Annotated in this window: 21 protein-coding genes; 17 read left to right on the top strand and 4 right to left on the bottom strand. The window is 70.8% G+C overall.

Annotation, left to right across the window (positions count from 1 at the left end):
- Positions 1-6: 6 nt before the first annotated feature.
- Genes KVY00_RS03760 through KVY00_RS03735 form a run of 6 tightly spaced genes read left to right on the top strand, consistent with a single transcriptional unit; the run spans position 7 to position 5,966 of the window.
- Positions 7-1,047, top strand: coding sequence for an ABC transporter substrate-binding protein (locus tag KVY00_RS03760; RefSeq protein WP_223044402.1), 1,041 nt, complete (start codon positions 7-9; stop codon positions 1,045-1,047).
- The gene (locus KVY00_RS03755; RefSeq protein ID WP_223044401.1) at positions 1,032-1,883 is read left to right on the top strand and encodes an ABC transporter permease; all 852 of its coding nucleotides are present in this window, start codon (positions 1,032-1,034) and stop codon (positions 1,881-1,883) included. Before KVY00_RS03760 ends, KVY00_RS03755 begins: the two co-directional genes overlap by 16 nt.
- Entirely contained in the window at positions 1,880-2,668 is a 789-nt protein-coding gene (locus KVY00_RS03750) for an ABC transporter permease (protein WP_223044400.1), read from the top strand. Before KVY00_RS03755 ends, KVY00_RS03750 begins: the two co-directional genes overlap by 4 nt.
- The gene (locus KVY00_RS03745; protein WP_255572745.1) at positions 2,665-3,861 is read left to right on the top strand and encodes an ABC transporter ATP-binding protein; all 1,197 of its coding nucleotides are present in this window, start codon (positions 2,665-2,667) and stop codon (positions 3,859-3,861) included. The genes KVY00_RS03750 and KVY00_RS03745 overlap by 4 nt, the downstream gene beginning before the upstream one ends.
- A gap of 7 nt (positions 3,862-3,868) precedes the next feature.
- Positions 3,869-5,269: an NAD(P)/FAD-dependent oxidoreductase gene (locus tag KVY00_RS03740; RefSeq protein ID WP_223044399.1), complete on the top strand. Its 1,401-nt coding sequence runs from the start codon at positions 3,869-3,871 to the stop codon at positions 5,267-5,269.
- A gap of 52 nt (positions 5,270-5,321) precedes the next feature.
- A complete protein-coding gene (locus KVY00_RS03735) occupies positions 5,322-5,966 on the top strand; it encodes a TetR/AcrR family transcriptional regulator (RefSeq protein ID WP_223044398.1) in 645 nt (214 codons plus the stop codon).
- Positions 5,967-6,007: 41 nt separating this feature from the next.
- Here the strand turns inward: KVY00_RS03735 and KVY00_RS03730 are convergent, their stop codons facing one another.
- Positions 6,008-6,613: a class I SAM-dependent methyltransferase gene (locus tag KVY00_RS03730; protein WP_223044397.1), complete on the bottom strand. Its 606-nt coding sequence runs from the start codon at positions 6,611-6,613 to the stop codon at positions 6,008-6,010.
- A gap of 133 nt (positions 6,614-6,746) precedes the next feature.
- On the opposite strand from KVY00_RS03730, the gene KVY00_RS03725 reads away from it, so the two are divergent.
- From KVY00_RS03725 to KVY00_RS03695, 7 genes are all read left to right on the top strand, one after another.
- The gene (locus KVY00_RS03725; RefSeq protein ID WP_223044396.1) at positions 6,747-7,799 is read left to right on the top strand and encodes an AAA family ATPase; all 1,053 of its coding nucleotides are present in this window, start codon (positions 6,747-6,749) and stop codon (positions 7,797-7,799) included.
- A complete protein-coding gene (locus KVY00_RS03720; RefSeq protein ID WP_223044395.1) occupies positions 7,796-9,112 on the top strand; it encodes a DUF58 domain-containing protein in 1,317 nt (438 codons plus the stop codon). Before KVY00_RS03725 ends, KVY00_RS03720 begins: the two co-directional genes overlap by 4 nt.
- Positions 9,109-11,712 carry a transglutaminase family protein gene (locus tag KVY00_RS03715; protein WP_223044394.1) on the top strand — a complete coding sequence of 868 codons (2,604 nt, stop codon included), beginning with the start codon at positions 9,109-9,111 and terminating at the stop codon, positions 11,710-11,712. Before KVY00_RS03720 ends, KVY00_RS03715 begins: the two co-directional genes overlap by 4 nt.
- Positions 11,709-13,376, top strand: coding sequence for a GTPase HflX (gene hflX / locus KVY00_RS03710; RefSeq protein WP_223044393.1), 1,668 nt, complete (start codon positions 11,709-11,711; stop codon positions 13,374-13,376). The genes KVY00_RS03715 and hflX overlap by 4 nt, the downstream gene beginning before the upstream one ends.
- 122 nt (positions 13,377-13,498) lie before the next feature.
- Positions 13,499-15,835 carry a 5-methyltetrahydropteroyltriglutamate--homocysteine S-methyltransferase gene (gene metE / locus KVY00_RS03705; RefSeq protein WP_223044392.1) on the top strand — a complete coding sequence of 779 codons (2,337 nt, stop codon included), beginning with the start codon at positions 13,499-13,501 and terminating at the stop codon, positions 15,833-15,835.
- The gene (locus tag KVY00_RS03700; protein ID WP_255572744.1) at positions 15,832-17,088 is read left to right on the top strand and encodes a uroporphyrinogen decarboxylase/cobalamine-independent methonine synthase family protein; all 1,257 of its coding nucleotides are present in this window, start codon (positions 15,832-15,834) and stop codon (positions 17,086-17,088) included. Before metE ends, KVY00_RS03700 begins: the two co-directional genes overlap by 4 nt.
- A complete protein-coding gene (locus KVY00_RS03695) occupies positions 17,085-17,990 on the top strand; it encodes a methylenetetrahydrofolate reductase (protein WP_223044391.1) in 906 nt (301 codons plus the stop codon). Before KVY00_RS03700 ends, KVY00_RS03695 begins: the two co-directional genes overlap by 4 nt.
- A gap of 294 nt (positions 17,991-18,284) precedes the next feature.
- On the opposite strand, the gene lipA is transcribed toward KVY00_RS03695, so the two are convergent.
- The 3 genes from lipA to lexA all read right to left on the bottom strand — a co-directional run bounded on the left by lipA (position 18,285) and on the right by lexA (position 21,029).
- Positions 18,285-19,451: a lipoyl synthase gene (gene lipA, locus KVY00_RS03690; protein ID WP_223044390.1), complete on the bottom strand. Its 1,167-nt coding sequence runs from the start codon at positions 19,449-19,451 to the stop codon at positions 18,285-18,287.
- Positions 19,448-20,182: a lipoyl(octanoyl) transferase LipB gene (gene lipB / locus KVY00_RS03685; protein ID WP_223044389.1), complete on the bottom strand. Its 735-nt coding sequence runs from the start codon at positions 20,180-20,182 to the stop codon at positions 19,448-19,450. The genes lipA and lipB overlap by 4 nt, the downstream gene beginning before the upstream one ends.
- Before the next feature lie 187 nt (positions 20,183-20,369).
- A complete protein-coding gene (gene lexA / locus KVY00_RS03680; protein WP_223044388.1) occupies positions 20,370-21,029 on the bottom strand; it encodes a transcriptional repressor LexA in 660 nt (219 codons plus the stop codon).
- Positions 21,030-21,291: 262 nt separating this feature from the next.
- Here lexA and KVY00_RS03675 point away from each other — a divergent pair, with 262 nt between their 5' ends.
- From KVY00_RS03675 to hisH, 4 genes are read left to right on the top strand one after another with little or no spacing between them, the layout of a single operon-like run.
- The gene (locus KVY00_RS03675; RefSeq protein WP_223044387.1) at positions 21,292-21,705 is read left to right on the top strand and encodes a hypothetical protein; all 414 of its coding nucleotides are present in this window, start codon (positions 21,292-21,294) and stop codon (positions 21,703-21,705) included.
- 54 nt (positions 21,706-21,759) lie between these two features.
- Positions 21,760-22,857, top strand: a complete 1,098-nt coding sequence (locus tag KVY00_RS03670) for a histidinol-phosphate transaminase (protein WP_223044386.1) — start codon at positions 21,760-21,762, stop codon at positions 22,855-22,857.
- Positions 22,858-22,867: 10 nt separating this feature from the next.
- Entirely contained in the window at positions 22,868-23,476 is a 609-nt protein-coding gene (gene hisB, locus KVY00_RS03665; protein ID WP_223044385.1) for an imidazoleglycerol-phosphate dehydratase HisB, read from the top strand.
- The gene (gene hisH, locus KVY00_RS03660; RefSeq protein ID WP_223044384.1) at positions 23,473-24,150 is read left to right on the top strand and encodes an imidazole glycerol phosphate synthase subunit HisH; all 678 of its coding nucleotides are present in this window, start codon (positions 23,473-23,475) and stop codon (positions 24,148-24,150) included. Before hisB ends, hisH begins: the two co-directional genes overlap by 4 nt.
- Positions 24,151-24,157 lie beyond the last annotated feature (7 nt).

Genomic DNA, 24,157 nt, shown 5'->3' with positions numbered 1-24,157 from the left:
AACACCATGAAGATCATCAGCAAGGCGCTTTCAGCGACCGCCCTCGTGGCGGCGGGCGCGCTCGCCCTCACGTCGTGCTCCGGCGGCAACGGCGGTGACGGCGGAAGCACGACGATGACCGTCGTCTCGTACGGCGGTCCCTATCAGGAAGCGCAGTCGACGGCCTTCTTCCAGCCGTTCGCCGAGGAGACCGGGATCGAGGTCGTCGAGGACAGCCCGACCGACTACGCCCAGCTCCGCAGCATGGTCGAGAGCGAGCGCCCGACCTGGGATCTCGTGCTGGTCGCCAACGACTTCGGCACGACCGTGGACGCCGACTACCTCGAGCCGATCGACTACGACGTGGTCGATCGGGATCAGCTCATCGAGGGGGCGGCCCAGGAGTACCGAGTTGCGGCGGACATCGAGGCCACGGTACTCGCGTACCGGAGCGACGAGTACGAAGCCGCGCCCTCCTCTTGGGAGGACCTCTTCGACACCGAGCGATTCCCGGGCAAACGCATGTTCAATAAGCATGTCGCGGGCGGTGCGCTCGAGGCGGCCCTGCTCGCCGATGGCGTCGCACCCGAGGAGCTCTTCCCGCTCGACGTCGACCGCGCGCTGCGCAAGCTCGACACGATCAAGGACGACATCGTATGGTGGGAGACCTCCGCGCAGTCGCAGCAGCTGCTCGCCTCCGGCGAGGCATCGATCGGGCTCGCCTGGGTCGGCCGCGCGGTCGACGCCGGTAAGGAGGCTCCGGTCGGCATCAGCTGGGACTCGTGGCTGCAGGTCGACGCCTACTGGGTGATCCCGAAGGGCGCACCGAACGCGGAGAACGCGCAGGAGGCGCTCGGATTCCTGCTGCAGGAGGATCCGCAGATCGAGTTCGCCTCGCTCAGCGACTACGGCCCGGTGAACGCGGCGGCCGCCGAGAATCCCGAGGTGATGCAGAACGAGAACCGTCCGACCAACCACCTCGACACCCGCGTCGGGATCGACGACGAGTGGTGGGGCGAGCACCAGGAGGACGTCGACCGGGAATTCCAGGAATGGCTGCTCAGCTGACGACGGCGCGGCCCGCCGGAGCGCGGTGGGCGGGGTGGCTGCTGCTCCTCCCCGCCGCGCTCCTGCTCGCGCTCTTCTTCGTCGTCCCGCTCGTCCTGATGATCCAGACGAGCTTCCGCGACGGCATCGAGACGTATCGCGAGATCTTCACCTCGCCGATCTACGCCCTCGTGCTCTGGAACACGCTGCGGACGGCCGTGCTCACGACGCTGTTGTGCCTGCTGCTCGCCTACCCGTACGCCTACGTGCTGACCCGGGTGGGGCCGCGCACGCGGCTCCTCATGCTCGGCCTCGTGCTCCTGCCGTTCTGGACGAGTCTGCTCGTGCGGAGCTTCGCGTGGGTCGGTCTGCTGCAGGACTCGGGGATACTGAACGGCGCGCTCGCGGCTCTCGGGCTGGTCGATGAGCCGCTGCAGCTGATCCGCACCCCGGCGGGTGTGCTCATCGGCATGGTGCACGTGCTGCTGCCCTACATGGTGCTGCCGCTCGTGACGACGATGGGGCAGATCGACCCCTCGGTGCTGCGCGCGGCGGGCAGCCTCGGCGCCGGCCCGTTCCGCCGCTTCCTCCGGGTGTTCCTGCCGCTCAGCCTGCCCGGGGTCCTGTCGGGTTGCGTGCTCGTGCTGGTGCTCTCGCTCGGGTTCTACATCACGCCCGCGCTGCTCGGCGACGCGCGGGACGCGATGATCGGCGAGACCATCGTGCAGGAGGTCACCAGGTACGGGCCGGTAACGGCGAGCGCGCTCGGCCTCGTCCTCCTCGTCGGCACGCTCGTCTCGCTGGCTCTGCTGCTCGCCGTGCAGCGGATCGGAACGTCCCGAAGGAGTACGAAATGAAACGCGTGCAGGTGCGCTGGGTGCTGCTCGGCGCCTTCGCTGCGGTCGTCGGCGTGTACCTGATGGTGCCGACGCTCATCGTGGTCCCGATGTCGTTCAACGCCTCCTCGGTGCTCGGCGTCTTCGGCGACGGCTGGACGCTCGACTGGTTCGCGCAGATCTTCTCGGAGCGGGACTGGGGCAGGACGGCCCTCACGAGCCTGCAGGTGGCCGTCGGAACGGTGGTGCTCGCCACCTCGGTCGGCACCGCAGCCGCGCTCGGGCTGCAGAAGGTCGCGGCGAAGTGGCGTCTGCCGATCACGGCGCTCATCGTGAGCCCGATGATCATCCCGCCCGTCATCATCGGCATCGGCACTTACGTGTTGTTCCTGAGGTGGTACCTCGACGGATCGGTGCTCGGCCTGATCCTGGCGCACAGCGTGCTCACCCTGCCGTTCGTCGTGGTGACCGTCACCGCGACGCTGTCCCAGCTCGACCCCGTCTACGAGCGAGCGGCCGCGAGCCTGGGGGCCGGCCCGTGGACGCGGTTCCGCAGGGTCACGCTGCCGCTCATCGCTCCGGGGATGTTCGCCGGCGCCCTCTTCGCGTTCGTCATGAGTTGGGACGAGGTCGTCGTCTCGATCTTCCTGACCGACGCGCAGACCCGCACCCTGCCCGTCTTCATGTGGACTCAGGTCCGCACCCAGCTCACGCCCACCCTCGCAGCGGTCGGCGTGTTCCTCACAGTCCTCTCCATCGTCGCGCTCGTCTCGATGCGTCGACTCCAGAAGGGAAACGACCGATGACCGCAAGCATGAGCGCCCCGCGGGGCGCGCACGACCCGGCCGGAACCGAATACGCGCTCGAGGTGCGCGGCGTCTCGAAGTACTACGGCTCTCAGGCAGCGGTCGACGATGTGTCGTTCGCGCTCGAGCCGGGCACGTTCCTCACGATGCTCGGGCCGTCGGGCTCGGGCAAGACGACGACACTCAACATGATCGCCGGGTTCGCGGCACAGGATCGCGGGACGATCACGGTCGCCGGTCGCGACATCTCGTCGATCCCTCCCCACCGGCGCGGCATCGGTGTCGTGTTCCAGAACTACGCCCTGTTCCCGCATCTCACCGTCGAGCAGAACGTCGCGTTCCCGCTCGAGATGGAGGGGATGCGGCGACGCGAGGCGCTCGTGAAAGCGCGCGAGGCGCTCGAGATGGTCGAGCTGGGCAACCGGGCGACGCACAAGCCGCGCGAGCTCTCCGGCGGTCAGCAGCAGCGTGTCGCCCTCGCCCGCGCGGTCGTGTTCGAGCCCCCTCTGCTACTCATGGACGAACCGCTCGGCGCCCTCGACAAACGGCTGCGCACGCAGATGCAGATCGAGATCATGCGGATCAGCCGCAACCTCGGCTCGACCGTGGTCTATGTCACGCACGACCAGGAGGAGGCGCTCGTCATGAGCGACCTCATCGCGGTCTACAACAACGGCGGGATCGAGCAGATCGGCACGAGCCGCGAGCTCTACGAGACGCCGAGGACGCGCTTCGTCGCCGACTTCATCGGTGAATCCGTGCTGCTGCCGTGCGTCGCCGAGCCCGACGGGAGCTGCCACGGGCTCGGCTGGCATGGCGCGCTCCCGAGCCGCGCCGAGCTCAGGGGCGGCCGCGGAGTACTCGTGCTCCGTCCGGAGGACCTCACGATCACGCAGGAGGAGGCGGGAGCCCGGCACGACGGCGCGGCCGCGGCTGCGAACAGCATCGCGGGCACTGTGACCGACGTGATCTACGTGGGCTCGGCGCTGATCTCGCTGGTGCGGACCGACGACGGGGTGGAGATCGAGGTGCGGGCACCCCGCTCGGAGGCTGCTCTCGCGGTCGGTCGCGGCGACCGCGTGCGCGTCGGCTGGCGACCGGAGAGCGCTGTGGTGGTTCCCGACGACGAGAGCGCGGTGCGCGGCGGAGACGGGGATCTCGCCACGAGCCAGCTGCTCGCGCCCGGACGGTGATCGAGCCATGAGGAACGGTGAGATATCCCACTGGATGCGTTCGCGGGGGATCGCCCCCGGTCACGTCGATCCGTCGCGCCCGCAGCTGTCGGAGACCCTCGACGCCGATGTCTGCATCGTCGGCGCCGGCTTCACCGGCCTCTGGTCCGCCTATCACCTGAAGCGGCTCGATCCGGCGCTCAGGATCGTGGTCCTCGAGCGTGAAACGGCCGGCTACGGGGCCTCCGGCCGCAACGCCGGCTGGCTGTCCCCGCTCGTGCCCGGCAACCGAAGGGTGTTCTCGCAGTCCGCCGGCTCGGACGATGCCGGGGTTCGCCTGCAGCGGCGCATGCTCGAGGCCGTGGACGAGGTGCTCGACATCATCCGAGCCGAGTCGATCGATGCCGACGCGATCCGCAGCGGCAACGTCGTCGTCGCCCGCAACCGGGCGGCGATGCAGCGGCTCCGGGCGCGTCTCGCGGGCGATCGCCGGTGGGGCTACAAGGACGACGAGGGCGTCGAACTGTCGGCGGCCGAGGTCGCTGAGCGCATCCGGGTGAACGGCGCCGTCGGCGGGCTGTTCTACCCCGTGGTCGGAAGGATCGACCCCGGCGGTCTCGTGCGCGGGCTCGCCGAGGTCATCGAGCGCCTCGGCGTGGATATCCGGGAGCAGAGCGACGTCACCGCGATCGAACCGGGTCTGGCGCGCACGGCCCGCGGTCTCGTGCGCGCGCGGGCCGTGCTGCGCTGCACCGAGGGCTACTCCGTGGGCATCGCCCGCGATCCGCGCCGGATCATCCCGATCAACAGCTCGATCATCGTCACCGATCCGCTTCCGCAGAGCACGTGGGACGAGATCGGGTGGAGCGGGCGGGAACTCTTCAGCGACGCTGCCCACGTGTTCAGCTACGCGCAGCGCACCGAGGACGGGCGCATCCTGATCGGCGGCCGGGGCAACCCGTACCGCTTCCGGTCGGGCACCGGGGGAGCGGGGTCGGTCGACCGCGCGACCGTCGAGTCGCTCGTACGGCGGCTGCACACGATGCTTCCAGAGACGAGGCCGCACGGGATCGCGCACACCTGGTCCGGGGTGCTCGGCGTCACCAGGGACTGGTGCGCGTCGGTGCGCTTCGACGAGTCGAGCGGACTCGGCCACGCGCAGGGGTACGCCGGCCACGGCGTCACCTCGGCGTACCTCGCGGCGAAGACGCTCGCGGAGGCGGTGCTCGGCCAGCGGAGCGGCGACAGCGCCCTTCCGTGGGCAGGCAGGCAGGCCCGCAACTGGGAGCCCGAGCCGATCCGCTGGGCGGGCGTGCACGCCATGTACCGCATGTTCTCCTTCGCAGATTGGTCCGAAGAGCGCAGCGACGCCGCGAAGACCTCGCTCTTCGCGCGCCTCGGTTCTCGCCTCGCCGGCCTGCACGAGTAGGGTGGAAGCGGTCGGCCGGCGCGCCGCAATGAAGTCCGATGAGGAGTGTCCCATGGCAGCGACGGTATTCGCAGACGCCCCAGAGGCGGGCGAGCGGACTCCGCTCGACGCGGTGGCCGAGGAGCGCCGCCGCACGATCCTCACCGCCGCCTCCGAGTGCATTGCCGTGCACGGCTACGACGGGGTGCGTCTGCGTGAGGTCAGCAAGCGCTCCGGCGTTTCGGTGGGCCTGATCCAGCACTACTTCGACACCCGCGACGAGCTTCTCGCACAGGCGATCCGGCACCTGAGCGAGCGGCTGCTCGCCGAGTTCGCCCGACACACAACCGAGGATCTCGGCGCGTGGCAGCGGATCGAAGGCCTCGTCGACCGGCTCTGCTCGGTCGACGACCTGCAGGGGCACAGCTTCATGTGGATCGCCTTCGGTGCGGCGGTCTCCGGGCATCCTGAGCTCAGACCGCACCTCGAGCGCGTCTACCGGTCGTGGGAGGCGTACGTGCGCGGCGCGATTGAGGCCGGGATCGAGAGCGGCGAGCTGCAACCGGTCGGCGAGGTGCAGGATACGATCGCCATCTACCTCGCGTTCTTCGACGGGTATGAGTACGACATGGGCACGGGCCTCGTGCCCGCCGACGCAGATGAGTTGCGGAATCGGGCGCTGCTCCTCGGGCGGGCGCTCTTCCGGCCCGCCGCTTAGCGGCGTTCCACGTTCTCCGGGCCCGTCGAAGGGAACGGGGATCAGGCGCGCGCCTCGATCACGTGGAACCCCTTGTGCCGCCCCGCGCGCGAAACCTCGAGTTCGGCGAACTCGGCCGCGATCCAGCGCTGCAGCGAGTCTGCGCCCAGGTGCTTCGCGACGACGAGGAAAGCGGCCCCGCCGGGCACCAGACGGGGAAGCCACTGCTGCAGAATGCCGTGCAGAGCCTCCTTGCCCACGCGGATCGGGGGGTTCGACCTGATCTCGGCGAAGCGCACCTCCTCGGGCACCTCGTCGGGCGCGGCGACGCGAACGTTCTCGAGCCCGAGCCGTGAGGCGTTCAGGCTTGTCAGCTCGCGAGAGCGCTCGTTGACGTCGATCGCCCACACCTCCCGATCGGGTGCGGTGAGGGCGGCATCGAGCGCGATCGGGCTCCAGCCGCAGCCGATGTCGAGCACCGGGCCGAGCGGTGCCTCTGCGAGACTCGGCAGGTTGCGCAGCAGCGCCTCGGTGCCGCGGTCGAGGTGTTCCGGGCTGAAGACGCCCCCGGCGGTGAGGACGCTGCGCGGGGATCCGCCGAGTACGACCTCGATCTCGCGGGGACGGTACTCGCCCGCGGGCGTCTCTGAGAAATAGTGCTGCGTCACCCGACCAGTATCCCAGGCGCGCTCGTGAGCAAGCCCCGACTCATGGCAGCATGGTTCGCAGGGGCCGCACCCTCGCACGCACCGCGGGCGGGATCCCGCGCCCCGTTCGGCGACGACGCGGACGGCGGATGAGATGACGCAGACGACAGCACGAGAGGCGACGGCGGTCGCGACGATCGCGCAGAGGATCGTCGGCGAGGTGGGGCGTGCGGTCGTGGGCAAGACCGTCGAGATCGAGGCGGCGGTCGCGACGCTGCTCGCAGGCGGGCACCTGCTGATCGAGGATGTTCCGGGTGTCGGCAAGACCACGCTAGCGACGGCGCTCGCCCGCAGCTTCGGCGCGCAGTCGGCGCGCATCCAGTTCACCTCGGATCTGCTGCCGGCCGATGTCACGGGCGTGGCGGTCTTCGACCAGGCCGTGAAGGAGTTCCGTTTCCACCCCGGTCCGATCTTCGCGAACATGGTGGTGGCCGACGAGGTGAACCGGTCGACCCCCAAGACTCAGTCGGCCCTGCTCGAGGCGATGGGCGAGGGGCGGGTGACGATCGACGGCGTCACGCACCCGCTGCCCGATCCGTTCATGGTGGTCGCGACGCAGAATCCGCAGGACATGGAGGGCACCTTCCCGCTGCCCGAGGCGCAGCGCGATCGCTTCATGACGCGCATCTCGCTCGGCTACCCCTCGCTCGAAGCCGAGGCGTCCCTGCTGAGCGCAGGCCCGCGCGGCAGCGCGTCGGGCGAACCGCCGGAGCGGCGCGAGGCGGCGGAGCCAGGCGAGGCGGCTGCGGGATCGAGGCCGGGCGCCGGACCGATCGCGGCGATCGAGGCGGTGGTGCCCCTCGAGCAGATGGTGTCCGCCCGCGCCGCCGTGGCGCGGGTGCATCTCGCGCCCGAGGTCGCCCGATACCTCGTCTCGATCGTCGCAGCCACGCGCGAGCATCCGGGCATTGCTCACGGGGCGAGCCCGCGAGCGTCGCTGCATCTGGCGGCGATGGCGCGTGCCCGGGCGGCGATGGGCGGGCGAGCGTTCGTCTCACCCGACGACGTCGCGTCGCTGGCCAGGATCGTACTGTCGCACCGCCTCGTCACCGGAGATCTGCACGGCTCGGCGTCCGAGGCGCTGGCCTCGATGGATCGGGCGGTCGAGTCGATCGTCGCGCGGACCGAGGTTCCCGGGCTGCGATGAACGCAGCGGCCCGATCGAAGCGCGCGCCTCGCGGTCGCGCGGCGGTGCGGCGCCCTTCATCCCCGCTGCTGCTCACGTCGCGCGGCGGCGGACTGCTCGCGCTCGCCGCCGTGGTCTGCGGTATCTGGGCGGTGGTGCGGTTGCGGGATCTGCTGGCGCTCGTCGCGCTCGCCGTCGCAGCGGTGCTCGTCTCCGTGCTGAGTCTGCTGCTCATCCGATGGCGCGGAGGGACGCGGGCGACGGTCGAGGTCGACGCGGTCGCGCCGATGGTCGGCGACCCGGTGACCGCGACTGCCGTGGTGAAGCAACGGCTGCCGTTCAGGCAGAGCGCCGAGCTGGTGTGGCGGGGGCCTGAGGGCTCGCGGGCGACGACCGTCGAAGTGCCCGCCCGGGGCGAGTCGCGGGTGGTGTCTGAGTGGCGAGCGACGCGACGCGGCGTCTCAGTGATCGAGGCCGCTGAACTGGTGCTGATGGATCCGCTGGGCCTGGCCCGACTGCGCGTACCGCTGAGGGCGCGAGCCGAGCTGCTCGTGCTGCCGGCTCTGCTGCCGCCCGAGTCGGTGCCGTCGGGGATCGGCGGCGCGGAAAGCGCGCGGGCGGCCCTCGCCGGAGCTTCCGCGGCGATCGGCAACCGCCCCCGCGACGCGGGGGACGCCGACGGGCGGTTGCGCGAGTACCTGCCGGGGGATTCGCCGCGCCGCGTGCACTGGAAGCAGAGCGCGCGTCAGGATCGGCTGCTGGTGAGCGTGCCCGAGCAGGGCGGCGGTGAGGCGCTCGCGATCGTTCTGGTGCTCGACTCGGTGGCGTACCGGGGAGCCGCCGAGTTCGAGCACGCGGTGTCGCTCGCCGCGACGCTCGTGCTGCGCGGCGACGGTCACGGCGCGGCGAGGGCGTCGACCGCTCTGTACACGGTACGGCCGGGCCCGACCGCCGGCGCGGGTCCGAGTGGGGGCGCGCCGGTCATCGAGCGCGCCGCCGCTGCACGGAGCGCCGCGCTCCGGGTGCTGGCTCTCGCCGAGTTGGCGAACGCCGAGACGGCCTCGGCTCCCGCGCACCGGGCGCGACCGCTCGTGGTTCCCGCGTCGGTGATCATCACGGGCAGGATCACGCCGGACGTGGCCGCCCTCGCCGCCCGTTCGGCGGCTGGAACGGTCATCTCGGTGACCTCGACCGCGGCGGCTTCATCGGTCGCGACGGATTCTCCGGGGCCGGCGGATCCGCCGGGAGTGATCGATCCCGAATCGCGCACCGCGATCCCGAGCGGATGGACGATCGTCCGCGCGCAGATGCCCGCGCTGGAGCACGCACCATGACCCGGCGCGATTCAGCCGGTGCCCGGCGCTCGGCCCCGGCCTCGGCGGTCGCAGCCCCTTCTGATGCCAGTCGATCGCTGCTCGCCTCCGCGCTGCTCTTCGCCCTGTGGACGATCGCGCTGATCGAGCTGCGGGAGCTCTTCGTCGGAACGCCGTGGACGCTGCGGGCGCTGATGACCGCGGCCGGGGTGCTGCTGACGTCGGGCCTGCTCGCGCGGCTTGTTCCGGGGCGGCGTGCCCTCGCGTGGCTGTCGGGCGCCATCGTCGGGGTCGGCTTGCTCGCACTGTGGATGTCGCTCGACGGGCGGCTGGTCGGCTGGCTCGCGCAGCCGCGTGCGCTCGCCCAGCAGACCTCCCTGGCGATGGCTCGTGGAGTGCCGCCGGTGACGCTCGAGGGCGCACTGCTCGACGCGGTGCTCGCGGCCTGGCTGCTGGGTCTGCTGCTCTCGTCGCTGCTGCTCGTGCGGTTCGGGCGCGGCTTCGCAGCGGGCCTCGTGCCGGCCCTCGTGATGCTCGGGCCCGCGCTCATCACGTCGCTACGGGTGCCCGCGTCACTGCTGCTCGTCACGGGCCTGCTGCTGCTCCTTCTGCTGTGGGCGGAGGCTCCGATGCGGGTCGGTCGGTGGCGCGGGATCGCCGCGGCCGGTGTCGCGCTCGCGCTCGCGGCGGGCTTCCTCGCCGTGCTTCCCCCGAGCCGGGATCGGGTGTGGAACACCGATGCGATCTCGGCCTCGCCGGTCGCAGCCGGGGTGCCCGACGTGACGATCGCGCTGGCCGAGGATCTGCGCCGGCGCAGCAACGCGATCGCGTTCGAGTACACCGGCAGCTATGGCAACCCGTCGCGCTTCACCCTCGCAGTGCTCTCCGACTTCCGTCGAGGGACCTGGCTGCCCGAGGACGAGCCGGATGCCGAGGGGCGCTCGGTCGGCGTCTCCCGCAGCTCGCTGCGGGCGGAGGAGGCGCGGGGGGCATGGCCGTTCGGCCGGGCGCCGGGGGTGGACGTGCGCGTCGTGGGCCTCCGTAGCGCCTGGCTGCCGCTGCCGCCGACGGCGGACCGGGTCGAGGCAGTGCGGGGATCCTTCGATCCCGAGCAGTGGATCTGGGGCGACGGCACCGTGACCGCGCGCTCCGAGACCGCACTGACCCGGCAGGATCAGGAGTACCGTGTGCGGCTCGCCGATGGGGTGGTCGACGAGGCCGGGCAGTACTTCCCGCCGGGCGTGGACCCGGCCGGGCTCGCCGATCCCGACCGCTACCTCGAGCTGCCGGAGGAGTTGCCCGCAGCCATCACCGAGGCGACGGAGGAGGTGGCCCGGCAGGCGGAGGCCTCTCTGGAACTGTTCTCCGAGGTGACGGGCGGGATCGACACCATCGGGCCTGATGGCATCGTCAGCGGCATGCGCGGGGCCGAAGTCACGGTGAGGCACCTCTCGGAAGCGGGCGACGAGGTCGAGGTCATCATCCCGAATGCGAACGACATGCTCCTGAGCGAGGCGACGCTACCCGCCTGGGCGACCGCCAGCGCGCTCGAGGGGTGGTTCCGCTCGGGCGAGTTCGTCTACGACGAGCAGGCGCCCTACGAACCCGGAGCCGACCCCGACGACCCGTACTCGATGATGGAGGCGTTCCTCGCGCAGCGCGCGGGCTTCTGCGTGCACTTCGCCTCCACCTACGCCGTGATGGCGCGATCGCTCGGGTTGCCGACCCGGGTCGCGGTCGGATACGTCGCCCGCGCCCAGAACACCGGATGGACTCCCGTGCGGGCGCGCGAGCTGCACGCCTGGCCCGAGGTCTACCTCGAGGGTCAGGGCTGGACGGCGTTCGAACCCACTCCGGGCGGCGCCGGCTATCGCGCCGAGACGGGAGAGCCGTACCGCGAGGATCCCGACCCGGACACTGGTGCCGATGACACGCCCGCAACGCAGCCGACGACGCCCGCGACGCAGGAGCCAGATCCAGCGCTCGACGACCCCGAAACCGACCTGGCCGCGACCCCGCGCGACCAGGGAGACGCGCGAGCGGGAACCCTCTCTCGGCTCGGGATCCCGCTCGCGGTACTCGCGACCCTCGTCGGGTTGCTGTGCCTGACTCCGCTCGTGCGCATCCTCCGGAGACGGGGGCGGCGACGGGGGATCGCGCGCGGAGACGAGCCCGCCGCGAGGGCCTGGGCCGAGTTCATGGACACCGCCGTGGATCTGGGGCTGTACACGCCGGGAACGTCGTCGGCTCGGGCGCGCACACCGGAGGCCGTTGTCGAGTACCTCGCGGAGGCGGGGGCCTTCGGCCGAGAAACGGGCGGCGACGGGGAGCGCGCGGCACGGGGGCTCGCGGAGGCGGTTGTCGAGGAGCGCTATGCCGGCGTCTCCGAGGAATCGGGCGGAACCATCGGGCCGAATGAGCCGGGCGGGTTGAGCGGGTCGAGCGGGCCGGCGCTGCTCGCGCACCTGGGTAGGGCGACCCGGGCGTTGCGGGCCCGCGCCGGACGGCGCGCGAGGGCTTGGGCCGCACTGCTGCCGCGCTCGCTGGGTCGACGAGCGATGCGCCCAGGGCGAACGGCCGACACGCCCGGCCGCGATCCGCGTACACTGGAGGCCAGATGACGAAACGCCTCACTGAAGACTCAGCACTCACGAACGAAACCGACGAGCACCGCACCGACGGCGGCGAGCAGCGCGATGACGCGCGTGGCGACGCCCCGGAGACCTCAGCCCCCGAGACCTCCGATCGGCCCGATGCTCACGGTCACCAGACCCCGGCCGACCCGCTCGATCGGGTGCTCTCCCGCGCCTCCGGGTCGGGATCGGCCACCGTGTTCCGCGACCTGGGCGGCGCTCAGGCCCTCGGCGACGAGGAGCACGATCGTCTCTCCGACGACCTCGACCTGATCCGGCTCGAACGGGAGGAGCGAGCGTCGCTCAAGCGCGTCGTCGGCCTCTCGACTGAGCTCGAGGACGTCACCGAGGTCGAGTACCGCCAGCTGCGCCTCGAGAACGTCGTGCTGATCGGGGTCTACTCCGGCTCGGGGCAGACCGGGCTCGAGGAGGCGGAGAACTCACTGCGCGAACTCGCGGCGCTCGCCGAGACCGCAGGTGCACGCGTGCTCGACGGACTGCTGCAGCGCCGCGCGAACCCCGACCCCGCGACCTATCTCGGCAAGGGCAAGGCGCAGGAGCTCGCCGAGCTCGTCGCCGCCGTCGGCGCCGACACGGTCGTGGCCGACACCGAGCTGGCCCCCTCGCAGCGCCGTGCGCTCGAGGACGTGGTGAAGGTCAAGGTGATCGACCGCACCGCCGTGATCCTCGACATCTTCAGCCAGCACGCCAAGAGCCGCGAGGGCAAGGCCCAGGTCGAGCTCGCGCAGCTCGAGTACCTGCTGCCGCGTCTGCGTGGCTGGGGCGAGTCGATGTCGCGTCAGGCGGGCGGCCAGGTGGGCTCCGGGGGAGCCGGCATGGGATCCCGCGGTCCCGGCGAGACGAAGATGGAGCTGGATCGCCGTAAGATCCACACCCGCATGTCGAAGCTGCGCAAGCAGATCGCGGGCTTCGCCCCCGCGCGCGATGCGAAGCGCGCGAATCGCAAGCGCGGCGAGGTGCCGTCGGTCGCGATCGCGGGCTACACGAACGCGGGCAAGTCGAGTCTGCTCAACCGGTTGACCGGCACGCAGGAGCTGGTGCAGAACCAGCTCTTCGCAACACTCGACACGGCCGTGCGCCACGCCGAGACCGCGGACGGCCGCAGCTTCACCTACGCCGACACCGTGGGGTTCGTGCGCAATCTGCCGCACCAGCTGGTCGAGGCCTTCCGTTCCACCTTCGAGGAGGTGGGCGAGGCCGACGTGATCCTGCACGTGGTCGACGGCTCCCACCCCGATCCCGCGGCTCAGCTGCGCACGGTGCGCGACGTGATCGCCGAGGTCGAAGCGCAGGGCATCCCCGAGATCGTGGCGTTCAACAAGGCCGATCTGCTCGACGAGTCCCAGCGGCTGGTGCTGCACGGACTGGCCCCCGATGCGGTGTTCGTGTCGGCCCGCACTGGTGAGGGAGTGGAGGAGCTGCGCGCCCGGATCGCGGCCGCGCTGCCGGTCCCGGATCGCGAGGTGACGGTCGTCGTGCCCTACGAGCGGGGCGAACTGGTCGCCGAGATGCATGAGCGCAACCGGGTGCTGTCGACGGAGTACGTCGAGCAGGGCACCCGCGTGCGGGCATACGTGACGGCAGAGATGCTGTCGAAGCTCGAGCCGTATCTCGAGCACGCGGGGGCGTAACACTTCGTAGTTCACACGGCGCAACATGCGTGCTCCGTGTCTGCGGTGCCGGATAGCTTGAGGGTGACCCGGCACGGTATCGCGGCGGGTCCGAGACAGTGATCCCGACCCGAAGGACCAGCATGCCCGCAACGACGCCCCTGCCCGACGCCACGATCCTCGGGTACCCGCGCCTCGGCCGCCGCCGTGAGCTCAAGCGCGCGGTCGAGACCTACTGGAAGGGCGGCACGAGCGAGGCCGAGCTCCTCGAATCGGCCCGCGCGCTCCGTGCGGCGACCCGCGCCCGGCTCGTCGAGCTCGGTCTGCCCGCTGAGGGCGGCGCCGTGCCCGAGAGCTTCAGCTTCTACGATCAGGTGCTCGACGCGACGCTCGCGCTGGGTGCGATCCCCGGCCGGTTCGCCGATGTCGCTCAGCGCGACGGTGCGAGCGACCTCGACGTGTACTTCGCGCTGGCTCGGGGCGACGAGGATCACCAGCCGCTCGAGATGACCAAGTGGTTCGATACGAACTACCACTACAGCGTGCCCGAGATCGATGAGCGCACGCCGTTCGCCGCGAACGCCGCCGCACTCGTCGCGCAGGTCGAAGAGGCGCGGGAGCAGGGGATCGAGTCGCGACACGTGCTCGTCGGCCCCGTCACCTATCTGCTGCTCGCGAAGGCCTCCGAGGATGCCGGCGCGGGGTTCAGACCGATCGACCGTCTCGATGACGCGCTCGCGGCCTACGCCGAGTTGCTGGGGGCGCTCGCCGCTGCCGGCGCCTCATGGGTGCAGTTCGACGAGCCGGCGCTCGTCTCGGATTCGCTCCCGGTGCCGCGCGAGGAGATCCTGACGCTGGTCGAGCGCGCCTACGGCGTGCTCGGTGCGGCCGACGATCGCCCGCAGATCCTGCTCGCCGCTCCCTACGGCGATGCGTCGAGGGCACTCGTGCGCCTGGGCGCGCTCCCCGTCGAGGCCGTGCAGGCCGACCTGGTGCGAGGCTCGCTGCCGCAGGACGCGCTGGGGTCGGGCGAGCTCGCGCGAGCGTTCGCGGGCACGCAGCTCGTCGCGGGCGTCGTCGACGGCCGCAACATCTGGCGCACCGATCTGCGCGCGGCGCTCGCGCTCGCCGAGCACCTGCAGCGGGCCGGCATCGACACCGTGATCGGCACGTCGAACAGCCTGCAGCACGTACCGCACGATGTGGAGGACGAGTCGAAGCTCGACGCGCGCCTCAAATCGTGGCTCGCCTTCGCCGACCAGAAGATCGAGCAGGTCGCGACCCTGGCCCGCGGTCTCACCGAGGGGACGGCCGCGATCGAGGCCGAGCTGGCCGAGACCGAGCGTGTGCTCGCGGATCGCGCGGCCGCTCCCGGCGTGCGCGTCGAGGGCATCCGCGAGCGTGTCGCGGCGGTCGCCGAAGCCGATCGCCGTCGCGCCTCCGAAGCTGAGCGCCGGCAGGCGCAGGACGCGCTCGGGATCCCGAATCTCGCGACGACCACGATCGGTTCCTTCCCGCAGACCGCCGAGATCCGCCAGGCGCGCTCGGCGTTCATCAGAGGGCAGATCGACCAGGCGGCCTACGACGGGTTCCTCAGAGAGGAGATCGAGCGGGTCATCCGGCTGCAGGAGCGGATCGGGCTCGACGTGCTCGTGCACGGCGAGGCCGAGCGCAACGACATGGTGCAGTACTTCGCCGAGCTGCTCGACGGATTCGCCGTCACCGAGAACGGATGGGTGCAGTCCTACGGCACGCGCGCCACGCGGCCCTCGATCCTGTGGGGCGATGTGTCGCGCCCGGCTCCGATGACGGTCGCATGGTCGGCGTACGCGCAGTCGCTGACCGATCGCCCGGTCAAGGGCATGCTGACCGGCCCGGTGACGATCCTCGCGTGGTCGTTCGTACGCGACGATCAGCCGCTCGCCGACACTGCGGGCCAGGTCGCTCTCGCCCTGCGCGACGAGATCGACGACCTCGTCGAGGCCGGTATCAGAATCGTGCAGGTCGACGAGCCGGCGCTGCGCGAGCTGCTGCCGCTCGACGCCGACCGTCAGGCGCCGTACCTCGACTGGTCCGTGGGCGCGTTCCGCCTCGCGACGAGCGGGGCCGCGCCCGAGGTGCAGATCCACACTCACCTCTGCTACTCCGAGTTCGGCGAGATCATCGACGCCGTCGACGGTCTCGACGCCGATGTCACCTCGATCGAGGCCGCCCGCAGCCGCATGGACGTGGTCGAGCCGCTGGGCGAGCACGGGTATTCGCGGGGCATCGGCCCGGGCGTCTACGACATCCACTCGCCGCGCGTGCCGAGCGTCGAGGAGCAGACGGAGCTCATCCGCATCGCGGCGGAGCGCATCCCGGGCGAGCAGCTCTGGGTCAACCCCGACTGCGGTCTCAAGACCCGCGGCTACGAGGAGACGGTGGCGAGCCTCACCAACCTCGTGCTCGCCGCGAAGGCCGTGCGCGAAGGCGCGGCGTGACTCTGCAGCCGACCGGTCGCGGGCCGTGGCCGACCGACGGGCTCCCCACGGAGCCCGTCGGCTCGCTGCCGCGGCCCGCGCGCCTGCAGCGGGCGGTGCTCGACGCCGAGGCGGGGCTGATCTCGCAGGCCGAGCTGCGGGCGGAGCAGGATCTGGCGGTGCGCGACACGCTCGAACGCCTCGCGGAGACCGGCTCGCCCATCATCACGGACGGTGAGCAGCGGCGGCAGAGCTTCGCGAGCTACCCCCTCGGCACCGACGCGGACGGGGTCGACGAGGGGCCGGTGTTCGCGGTCTTCGCCGACGGGCACCATCGGGTGATCCCGAGTCTCGCGAGAGCGCCGTTCGGCTTCCGTGCCTGGGCCGCCGACGACGTGGCCGGGGCGCGGGCGCTCACCGATCTGCCGCTCAAGCAGGCGGTCGTCTCACCGTCGATGCTGTCGCTCATGGTGCCGGCGGGCGGGCTCGGCGAGTACTCGCGCGAGGATTTCCTGGACGACGTGGTCGACGGCTGCACCGAGGACATCGAGCGCTGCTTCGCGGCCGGCGCCGCACGGGTCACCATCGATTTCACCGAGGGGCGGCTCGCGCTGCGCCGCGACCTGCGGGCTCCCTGGGCCGGGCCTGACGCGCTCGGCGGTTTCATCGACCTCATGAATCGGGTGCTGGATCGCCTCCCGCCCGAGCAGCGCGCCGCCGTGGGCGTGCACACCTGCCCCGGCAACGACAACGACTCGGCTCACAGCGCCGACGTCGACTACGCCGAGCTGATCCCCGAGCTGTTCCAGATCGAGGCCGGATACTTCCTGGTGCAGGCGGCAGGGGAGAAGGATCCGGATCGGGTGGCCCGCCTCGTGGGTGCGCAGCTGCGGGGGAGAACCTCCGTCGGCGACGCGCCACGTGTGCTCATCGGCGTCACGAACCCGACGAACCCCAAGCTCGAGACGGCCGAGCAGATCCGCGACCAGCTGGTGCGCGCCGCACGCTTCGTGCCGCCCGAACTGCTCGGATCCACCGACGACTGCGGCTTCTCGCCCTATCTGGTCGACGAGAAGCCGCGTCACGGTTCGCCCGACTTCGCACGCGACGTGGCCTTGGCGAAGATCGCCGCTCGGGTGCGGGGCACGGCGCTCGCGGCCGAAGCGCTCGCCGGGAGTGCCGAGGGTGCGGCGGTAGCCGGGGGTCCGGGTGCGGGTGCTGTCGCCGGCGCGGAGGCCGTTGGAATCGTCGCGAGCGCGGGGGCCGCGTCGTGAGCCCGCTCCCGCTCGTCGGCAGCGCCCCCACGCGCGCGAGGTTCTCGTTCGAGGTCTTCCCCGCGCGGAGTGGCGCCGCGGCGCTCGCCCTCGGGCACGCCGTGCAGCACCTCTCCGCGGCCGGCCCCGACTTCATCTCGGTCACCTACGGCGCTAACGGATCCAACCGCGATGCGTCGCTCGACCTGCTGCGCTACCTGCGCGACCACACCGACGCGCTGCCGCTCGCGCACCTCACCACGGTGGGTGAGACTCGCGATGCCGTGCGCGACACCATTCATCGCGTGATGGACGCCGGCGTGCACGACTTCCTGGCGCTGCGCGGGGATCCGCCGCGCGGTCTCGATGAGGGTGACGCCGCCGTGCGTGGATCGCTGTCATCGCTCGAACTCGTCGACCTGATCGCCGAGGCGAGAGCCGAACGCCCGCCCCTCACGAGCGTCGGGCGCACCGCAGTGGCCGCCTATCCGAACGGGCACCCCCTCTCGCGGTCTCGTGCGGAGGACATCGAGTGGCTCATCGCGAAGCAGGAGGCGGGGGCGCAGTTCGCGATCACGCAGCTGTTCTTCCGGCCCGATGAGTACCTCGGATTCGTGAGCGATGCCCGCGGCGCGGGCCTGCGGATCCCGATCCTCCCCGGCCTGATGCCGGTCTCGACGAGTGCGCAGCTGCGCAAGGTGGCCTCGCTGGCGGGGCGGCCGGCGCCGGCGAGTCTCGAGCGGGCGCTCGAGGAGGCCGGCGGCTACGCGCCCGAACTGGGGGTCGAGCACACGGTCGAGCTCGCTCGCGAGCTGCTCGCTGGCGGGGCGCCCTCGGTGCACCTCTACACCTTCAACCGGCACGAGCAGGTGCTCGCCGTGTTGCGGCAGCTCGAGCTGCTCACACCCGATCCGGTCGCCTGACGGCTCCGTCGCCGCCCGCCGGCTGCGGGATCCCTCCTCGGCTGCGCTGTTTCCGTCGCCGCCCGCGTCGTTTCCGTCGCCGCGCCGTTTGCGCCGCCGCGTCGTTCGCGTCGCCCTGCCGTTCGCGCCGCGCGCCTCGCGCCTCGCGCCGGGCGCGTCGCGCGCACCGTTGTAGACCTCCTGTACCGGTGTGGACCTCTCGTACCGCGCGAGAGGTCTACACCGGTGCGGGAGGTCTACATCAGCGGGGGAGTGCGAGCTGGGGAGCTCCGGCTCGCACTCCCGCAGGATCCGCTACACCGCCTGGAGGAAGGCGTCATCGGCGGCGGCGCGCTCCGCGAGGTGCTGCAGGTGGGCGGGAACGGGGCGTCCCTTCGCCGCCATCGTCTGAGCCCAGAGCCGCCCTGCCCGGTACGAGGATCGCACGAGCGGGCCCGCCAGCACGCCCGCGAAGCCGATCTGCTCGGCCTCGGCCTTCAGCTCGACGAACTCCTCCGGCCGCACCCACCGGTCGACCGGGTGGTGCAGCTTCGACGGCCGCAGGTACTGCGTGAGGGTGAGGATGTCGCAGCCCGCGTCGCGCAGCTCGCGCATCGTGTCGGTGATCTCGCGGCGATCCTCGCCCATACCGAGAATGAGGTTCGACTTCGTGATCATGCCGGCGTCGCGTGCCTGCGCGATCACGTCGAGCGAGCGCTCGTATCGGAACCCGGGGCGAATGCGCTTGAAGATGCGCGGCACGGTCTCGAGATTGTGGGCGAACACCTCGGGCGCGGCCTCGAACACCTGCGCAAGATCCTCGGGGCGTCCGCCGAGGTCGTCGGCGAGGCACTCGACGCCGGCGCCGGGGTTGAGGGCGTGGATCTGGCGGATCGTCTCGGCGTAGAGCCAGGCGCCCGTGTCGGGCAGGTCATCGCGAGTGACGCCGGTGATCGTGGCGTAACGCAGACCCATCGTGCGCACCGACTCGGCGACGCGCCGCGGCTCGTCGGTGTCGAGGGGCAGCGGCTTGCCCGAGGTGATCATGCAGAAATCGCAGCGGCGGGTGCAGATCGAGCCGCCGATGAGGAACGTCGCCTCGCGATCCTCCCAGCACTCGTAGATGTTGGGGCAGCCCGCCTCCTGGCACACGGTGTGCAGACCCTCGCGCTGCACGAGCGAGCGCACATCGGTGTACTCGGGCCCGAGACGGGCGCGGGTCTTGATCCACTCGGGTTTCTGCTCGATCGGCGTCTCGGCGTTGCGCGCCTCGATGCGCAGCAGCTTGCGCCCCTCGGGGGCCGGAGCGGCCGGTGCTGGGAGGGGCGGTGCAGCCGGGGCCGGGAGAGCCGGATCGGCGGGACGAGGATCCCGATCCTCGGCTCCACCGAGATCCTGCCCCTGCGCCGGGCCTTGCTCCTGCGCCTGGTCCCGCTCTGCGAGGACCTCCGCGAGCGGCCTGCCGAGGTTGACCGCGCTCATTCGGCGACCTCCTCGAGGGCGGCGGTGAGGCGGTCGGTCAGACCGGGGGCGACTTCTTCCGGAGTGATCCGACCTCCCGCGAGCTCGCTCAGCGTCGTCACCCCGGCGTCGGTGATGCCGCACGGCACGAAGTTCTGGAACGCCTCGAGGCTGTTGGAGCAGTTGAGTGCGAGCCCGTGGGTCACGATCCCGTCGCTCGCGTGGATGCCGATCTGGGCGAACTTCTCGAGCTCGCCGCCTCGATCAGCCCAGACCCCGGAGCGGCCGGGCACGCGGATGCCCGTGACGCCGAAGCCCGCCGAGACGTCGATGATGACCTGCTCCAGCTCGCGCACGAAGTCGACGACGCCCAGCCGTTCGCGCAGTCGCACCACAGGATAGGCGACGAGTTGACCGGGGCCGTGCCAGGTCACCTTGCCGCCGCGGTCGACCGGTACGACCGGGGTGCCGTCGCGGGGGTACTCGTCGGGGGCGGATCTGCGCCCCGCCGTGTACACCGGAGGGTGTTCGAGCAGCAGCACGGTGCCCCGGCTCTCGCCCCGTCGGATGCTCTCCGCAGCCCGGGTCTGCAGCTCGAGTCCTTGCTCGTAGGGGACGAGCTGCGGGGCGAAGCCCGCCTTGACGACGCGGATCGGGTCGAGTGCGGGCGGTTGGGTGGAAGTCTGCTCGGGGCGGGGCTGCTGGATCTTCGCAGCGGGGGCGACGGAGGCGGCTGGCGCGACGGAGGACATGAGTCCAGACTAGTTGTACCGAGTTCAACAAATCAAAGCGGGTGAAAGAGCCGGGTCGATGCCGAGCTCCGGTTTCGGTGGCGCTCCCTCGGATGCACCGAGCTTCTAGATGGTGGCGAGCTTCTGTGCTGCGAACCTCCGTGCTGGGAACTTCTGCGCTGCGAACTTCTGCAGCCGTGACGGCCTTCTATACGGAGCGGAAGACCGCGACGACGCGGCCGAGCACCTCGGCGTGGTCGCCGAGAATGGGCTCGAACGCGCTGTTGCGCGGAAGCAGCCAGGTGTGCCCGTCGCGACGCCTGAAGACCTTCACGGTGGCCTCGCCGTCGAGCATGGCCGCCACGATATCGCCGTTCTCCGCCTCGCGCTGCTGTCGCACCACTACGAAGTCGCCGTCGCAGATGGCTGCGTCGATCATCGAGTCTCCGATGACCCGGAGCATGAAGAGCTGCCCGTCGCCCACGAGCTGGCGGGGGAGCGGCACGATCTCCTCGACCTGCTGATCCGCTGTGATCGGGACGCCGGCCGCGATCTGCCCGACGAGTGGAACGTAGGCCGCCTCCTCCACCTGCTGAACGGGAGCCTCCGCGACCGCAGCGCTCGTGCTCGCGAGCTCGACGAGGATCTCGAGCGCGCGGGGGCGGTTCGGGTCGCGCCGGATGTACCCGCCCAACTCGAGGCGGCTGAGCTGATGAGTGACGCTCGAGAGCGATGAGAGGCCGACTGCGTCGCCGATCTCGCGCATGCTGGGCGGATAGCCCCGCGTGTCGACGGAGCGGGCGATGCACTCGAGGATCGCCTGCTGCTTCTCGCTCAAGGGCTTCCGGGCGGGGGGCGCGTCGCTCATCGCAGTCCTTTCCGAGGCCCGAGGGCGGTGTCGATGCGGGTGGATCCATGAATGTCAGTGGTTGCTGGTTCAGTGATCCCGTTGATCGAAACCCTAGCCGCTGGGCTCGAACACTGCCAAACAAGTGTTCGAGTGTCGCGGAAAAGATCGAAACATATATTCGAATCTCTGCTTGCGGTCTCGATCTATCGAAGATATATTCGAAACAGATGTTCGCGCCCACGTGCTACTCGCGAATATCGGAGAGAACGGAGAAGCCACCATGAGCGCACAGGCGGTTCTGCAGCAGGAGAGTCACCCGGTACGTACGACGGGCGCGAAGCTTCGTCTGACCCGTCGCGGGCGTGTGGTCTTCGGTTTCCTCGCCACAGTGCTCCTCGCGGGGCTGCTGGCGTTGATCGCGACCTTCGCGGCTCCTCAGGCGCTTGCATCGGTCGGCGCTGCGGGCCAGGGTTCCGACCAGCAGTTCCACTATGTCGTGGTGCAGCCCGGGGCTTCGCTGTGGTCGCTCGCGACCGAGCTCGATCCCGAGGCCGATCCTCGAGACCTGGTCGCCGAGATCGTGCAGCTCAATCAGCTCGATGGCTCCGGCATTGAGGCCGGCGACGCGATCGCGGTGCCGCTGCGCTATTCCGACAGCCCGGCGGTGTTCCAGTCCGAGGAGCTCGCGGCCTGAGGTGCAGGAGAGCGCGTCCACGGCGCTCCGGCCCTGCGGCTCTAGAATGGTTCGGTGACCAGTCTGAGCGACCTTCCTCTCCGCGCTAATCTCGTCGGCAAGGTGCCCTACGGCGCGCCCCAGGATCCCGTGCCGGTGAGCCTGAATGTCAACGAGAACACGCATCCGATTCCCGAGATCGTGGTCGCCGACATCGTGGAGTCCCTCGCGAATGCGGTGCGCGGGGTGAATCGCTATCCCGATCGGGAGTTCGCCGAACTGCGCGAGGCTCTCGCCGGATACCTCGGACACGGGCTCACTCCTGACCAGTTGTGGGCCGCGAACGGCTCGAACGAGGTACTGCAGCAGATTCTGCAGGCCTTCGGCGGACCGGGTCGTTCGCTGCTGAGCTTCACTCCCACCTACTCCATGTACCCGCTGCTCGCCTCCGGCACTGACACCGAGTGGGTCGCGGTCCCGCGCCCGGACGACTACGCACTCACCCCCGACCTGGTCCAGGAGGCCCTGCGCGAGCATCGCCCGGATATCGCGATCCTGTGCGGCCCCAACAACCCCACGGGCACCCCGCTCGATCGCGAGGTGATCCTCGCCGCCTATGACGCGTTCGACGGCATCCTCATCGTCGACGAGGCGTATCACGAGTTCGACGCCGAGCGGGAGAGCGCGGTCTCCCTGCTACCGGGGCGCCCCCGCCTGCTCGTGTCGCGCACCATGAGCAAGGCATTCGCCTTCGCGGGCGTGCGCCTCGGGTACCTCGCAGCGGATCCCGCCGTGATCGACGCTCTCAGGCTCGTTCGGCTGCCCTATCACCTGTCCGCGCTCACCCAGGCGGCTGCGACCGCGGCGATCCGCCACTCCGCCGAGATGCTCGCGACGGTCGCCGATATCCGTGAGCAGCGCGATCGCCTCGCCGCGGCACTCGAAGGGCTCGGCTACAAGGTGCACCCCTCGGGCGCGAACTTCCTGCTCGTCGGCGGTTTCTCCGACCCTGACAGCGTGTTCGAGACCCTGCGCGCGCAGGGCATCCTGATCCGCAACCTCGGCATCGAGGGGCATCTACGCATCACAGCGGGTACGGAGGCCGAGACCACGGCTGTCATCGAGGCGATCACGGCCCTCACTCCCGAGAACGCTCGCTCGGATGCCCGATAGAATCGAGCCCATGACCGCAGCAGCACGCACCGCCTCGCTCGAACGCTCGACGAGCGAGTCGCAGATCAGCCTGAGCCTCGACCTCGACGGCACCGGCGCCTCCGACATCGAGACCGGCGTGCCCTTCTTCGACCACATGCTCACGGCGCTCGCGCGGCACTCGCTCACCGACCTCACGGTGAGGGCGAAGGGCGACGTGCACATCGATGTCCACCACACGGTCGAGGACACGGGCATCCTGCTCGGCCAGGCGCTTCTCGAGGCGCTCGGCGACAAGCGCGGCATCTCCCGCTACGGCGACGCGCTCGTGCCTCTCGACGAAGCCTTGGCGCAGGCGGTGGTCGACATCTCGGGCCGTCCGTACCTCGTGCACTCGGGTGAGCCGGCCGGCTACGAGTTCCACCTCATCGGCGGCCACTTCACCGGGTCGATGGTGCGCCACTTCTTCGAGGCGCTCGTGCTGAACGCGCGGCTCACCGTGCACCTGAAACTCGTCGAGGGGCGGGATCCGCACCACATCGCCGAGGCCGAGTTCAAGGCCTTCGCGCGCGCGCTGCGTCAGGCGAAGGCCTTGGATCCGCTCGTCGCCGGCATCCCCTCGACCAAGGGCGCCCTGTGACCCAGGGCGTCGCGGCGGCCGGTCCCTCGGCACCCTCGGGAGGTGGCAGGAAGCGCGTCGTCGTGCTCGACTACGGCTCCGGCAACGTCCACTCGGCGGTGAAGGCGCTCGCGAAGGCGGGCGCCGAGGTCGAGCTGACCCGCGACCCGCGCGCGGTCGCCGAGGCCGACGGGCTGCTCGTGCCGGGGGTGGGGGCGTTCGACGCCGTGATGCGGCAGCTGCGCGAGGTGCGCGGTGACGAGCTCATCGACCGCCGACTCGCAGGGGGGCGCCCGGTGCTGGGCATCTGCGTCGGCGAGCAGGTGATGTTCGAGCGCGGTGTCGAGCGCGGCATCGAGACCGAGGGGCTCGGCCAGTGGCCGGGCACCGTGCGCAAGCTCGAAGCCGACGTACTGCCCCACATGGGCTGGAATACGGTCGAAGCGCCCGAGAACTCGGTGCTGTTCCGCGGCATCGCCGAGGAGCGCTTCTACTTCGTGCACAGCTACGCCGCGACCGAGTGGACGATCGAGGGGCGCGGCGAATCGACCAGGCCGGTCGTCACCTGGGCCGAGCACGGCGAGCGCTTCATCGCGGCCGTCGAGAACGGACCGCTGAGCGCCACCCAGTTCCACCCCGAGAAGTCCGGCGAGGCGGGCATCCAGCTGCTGCGCAACTGGATCTCGACCCTCTGATTCGAAT

This window comes from Leucobacter tenebrionis (assembly GCF_019884725.1).
GTDB lineage: Bacteria > Actinomycetota > Actinomycetes > Actinomycetales > Microbacteriaceae > Leucobacter > Leucobacter tenebrionis.
Note: the sequence above shows the minus strand (reverse complement) of the source record. Positions and strands in the feature narration are given on the sequence as shown.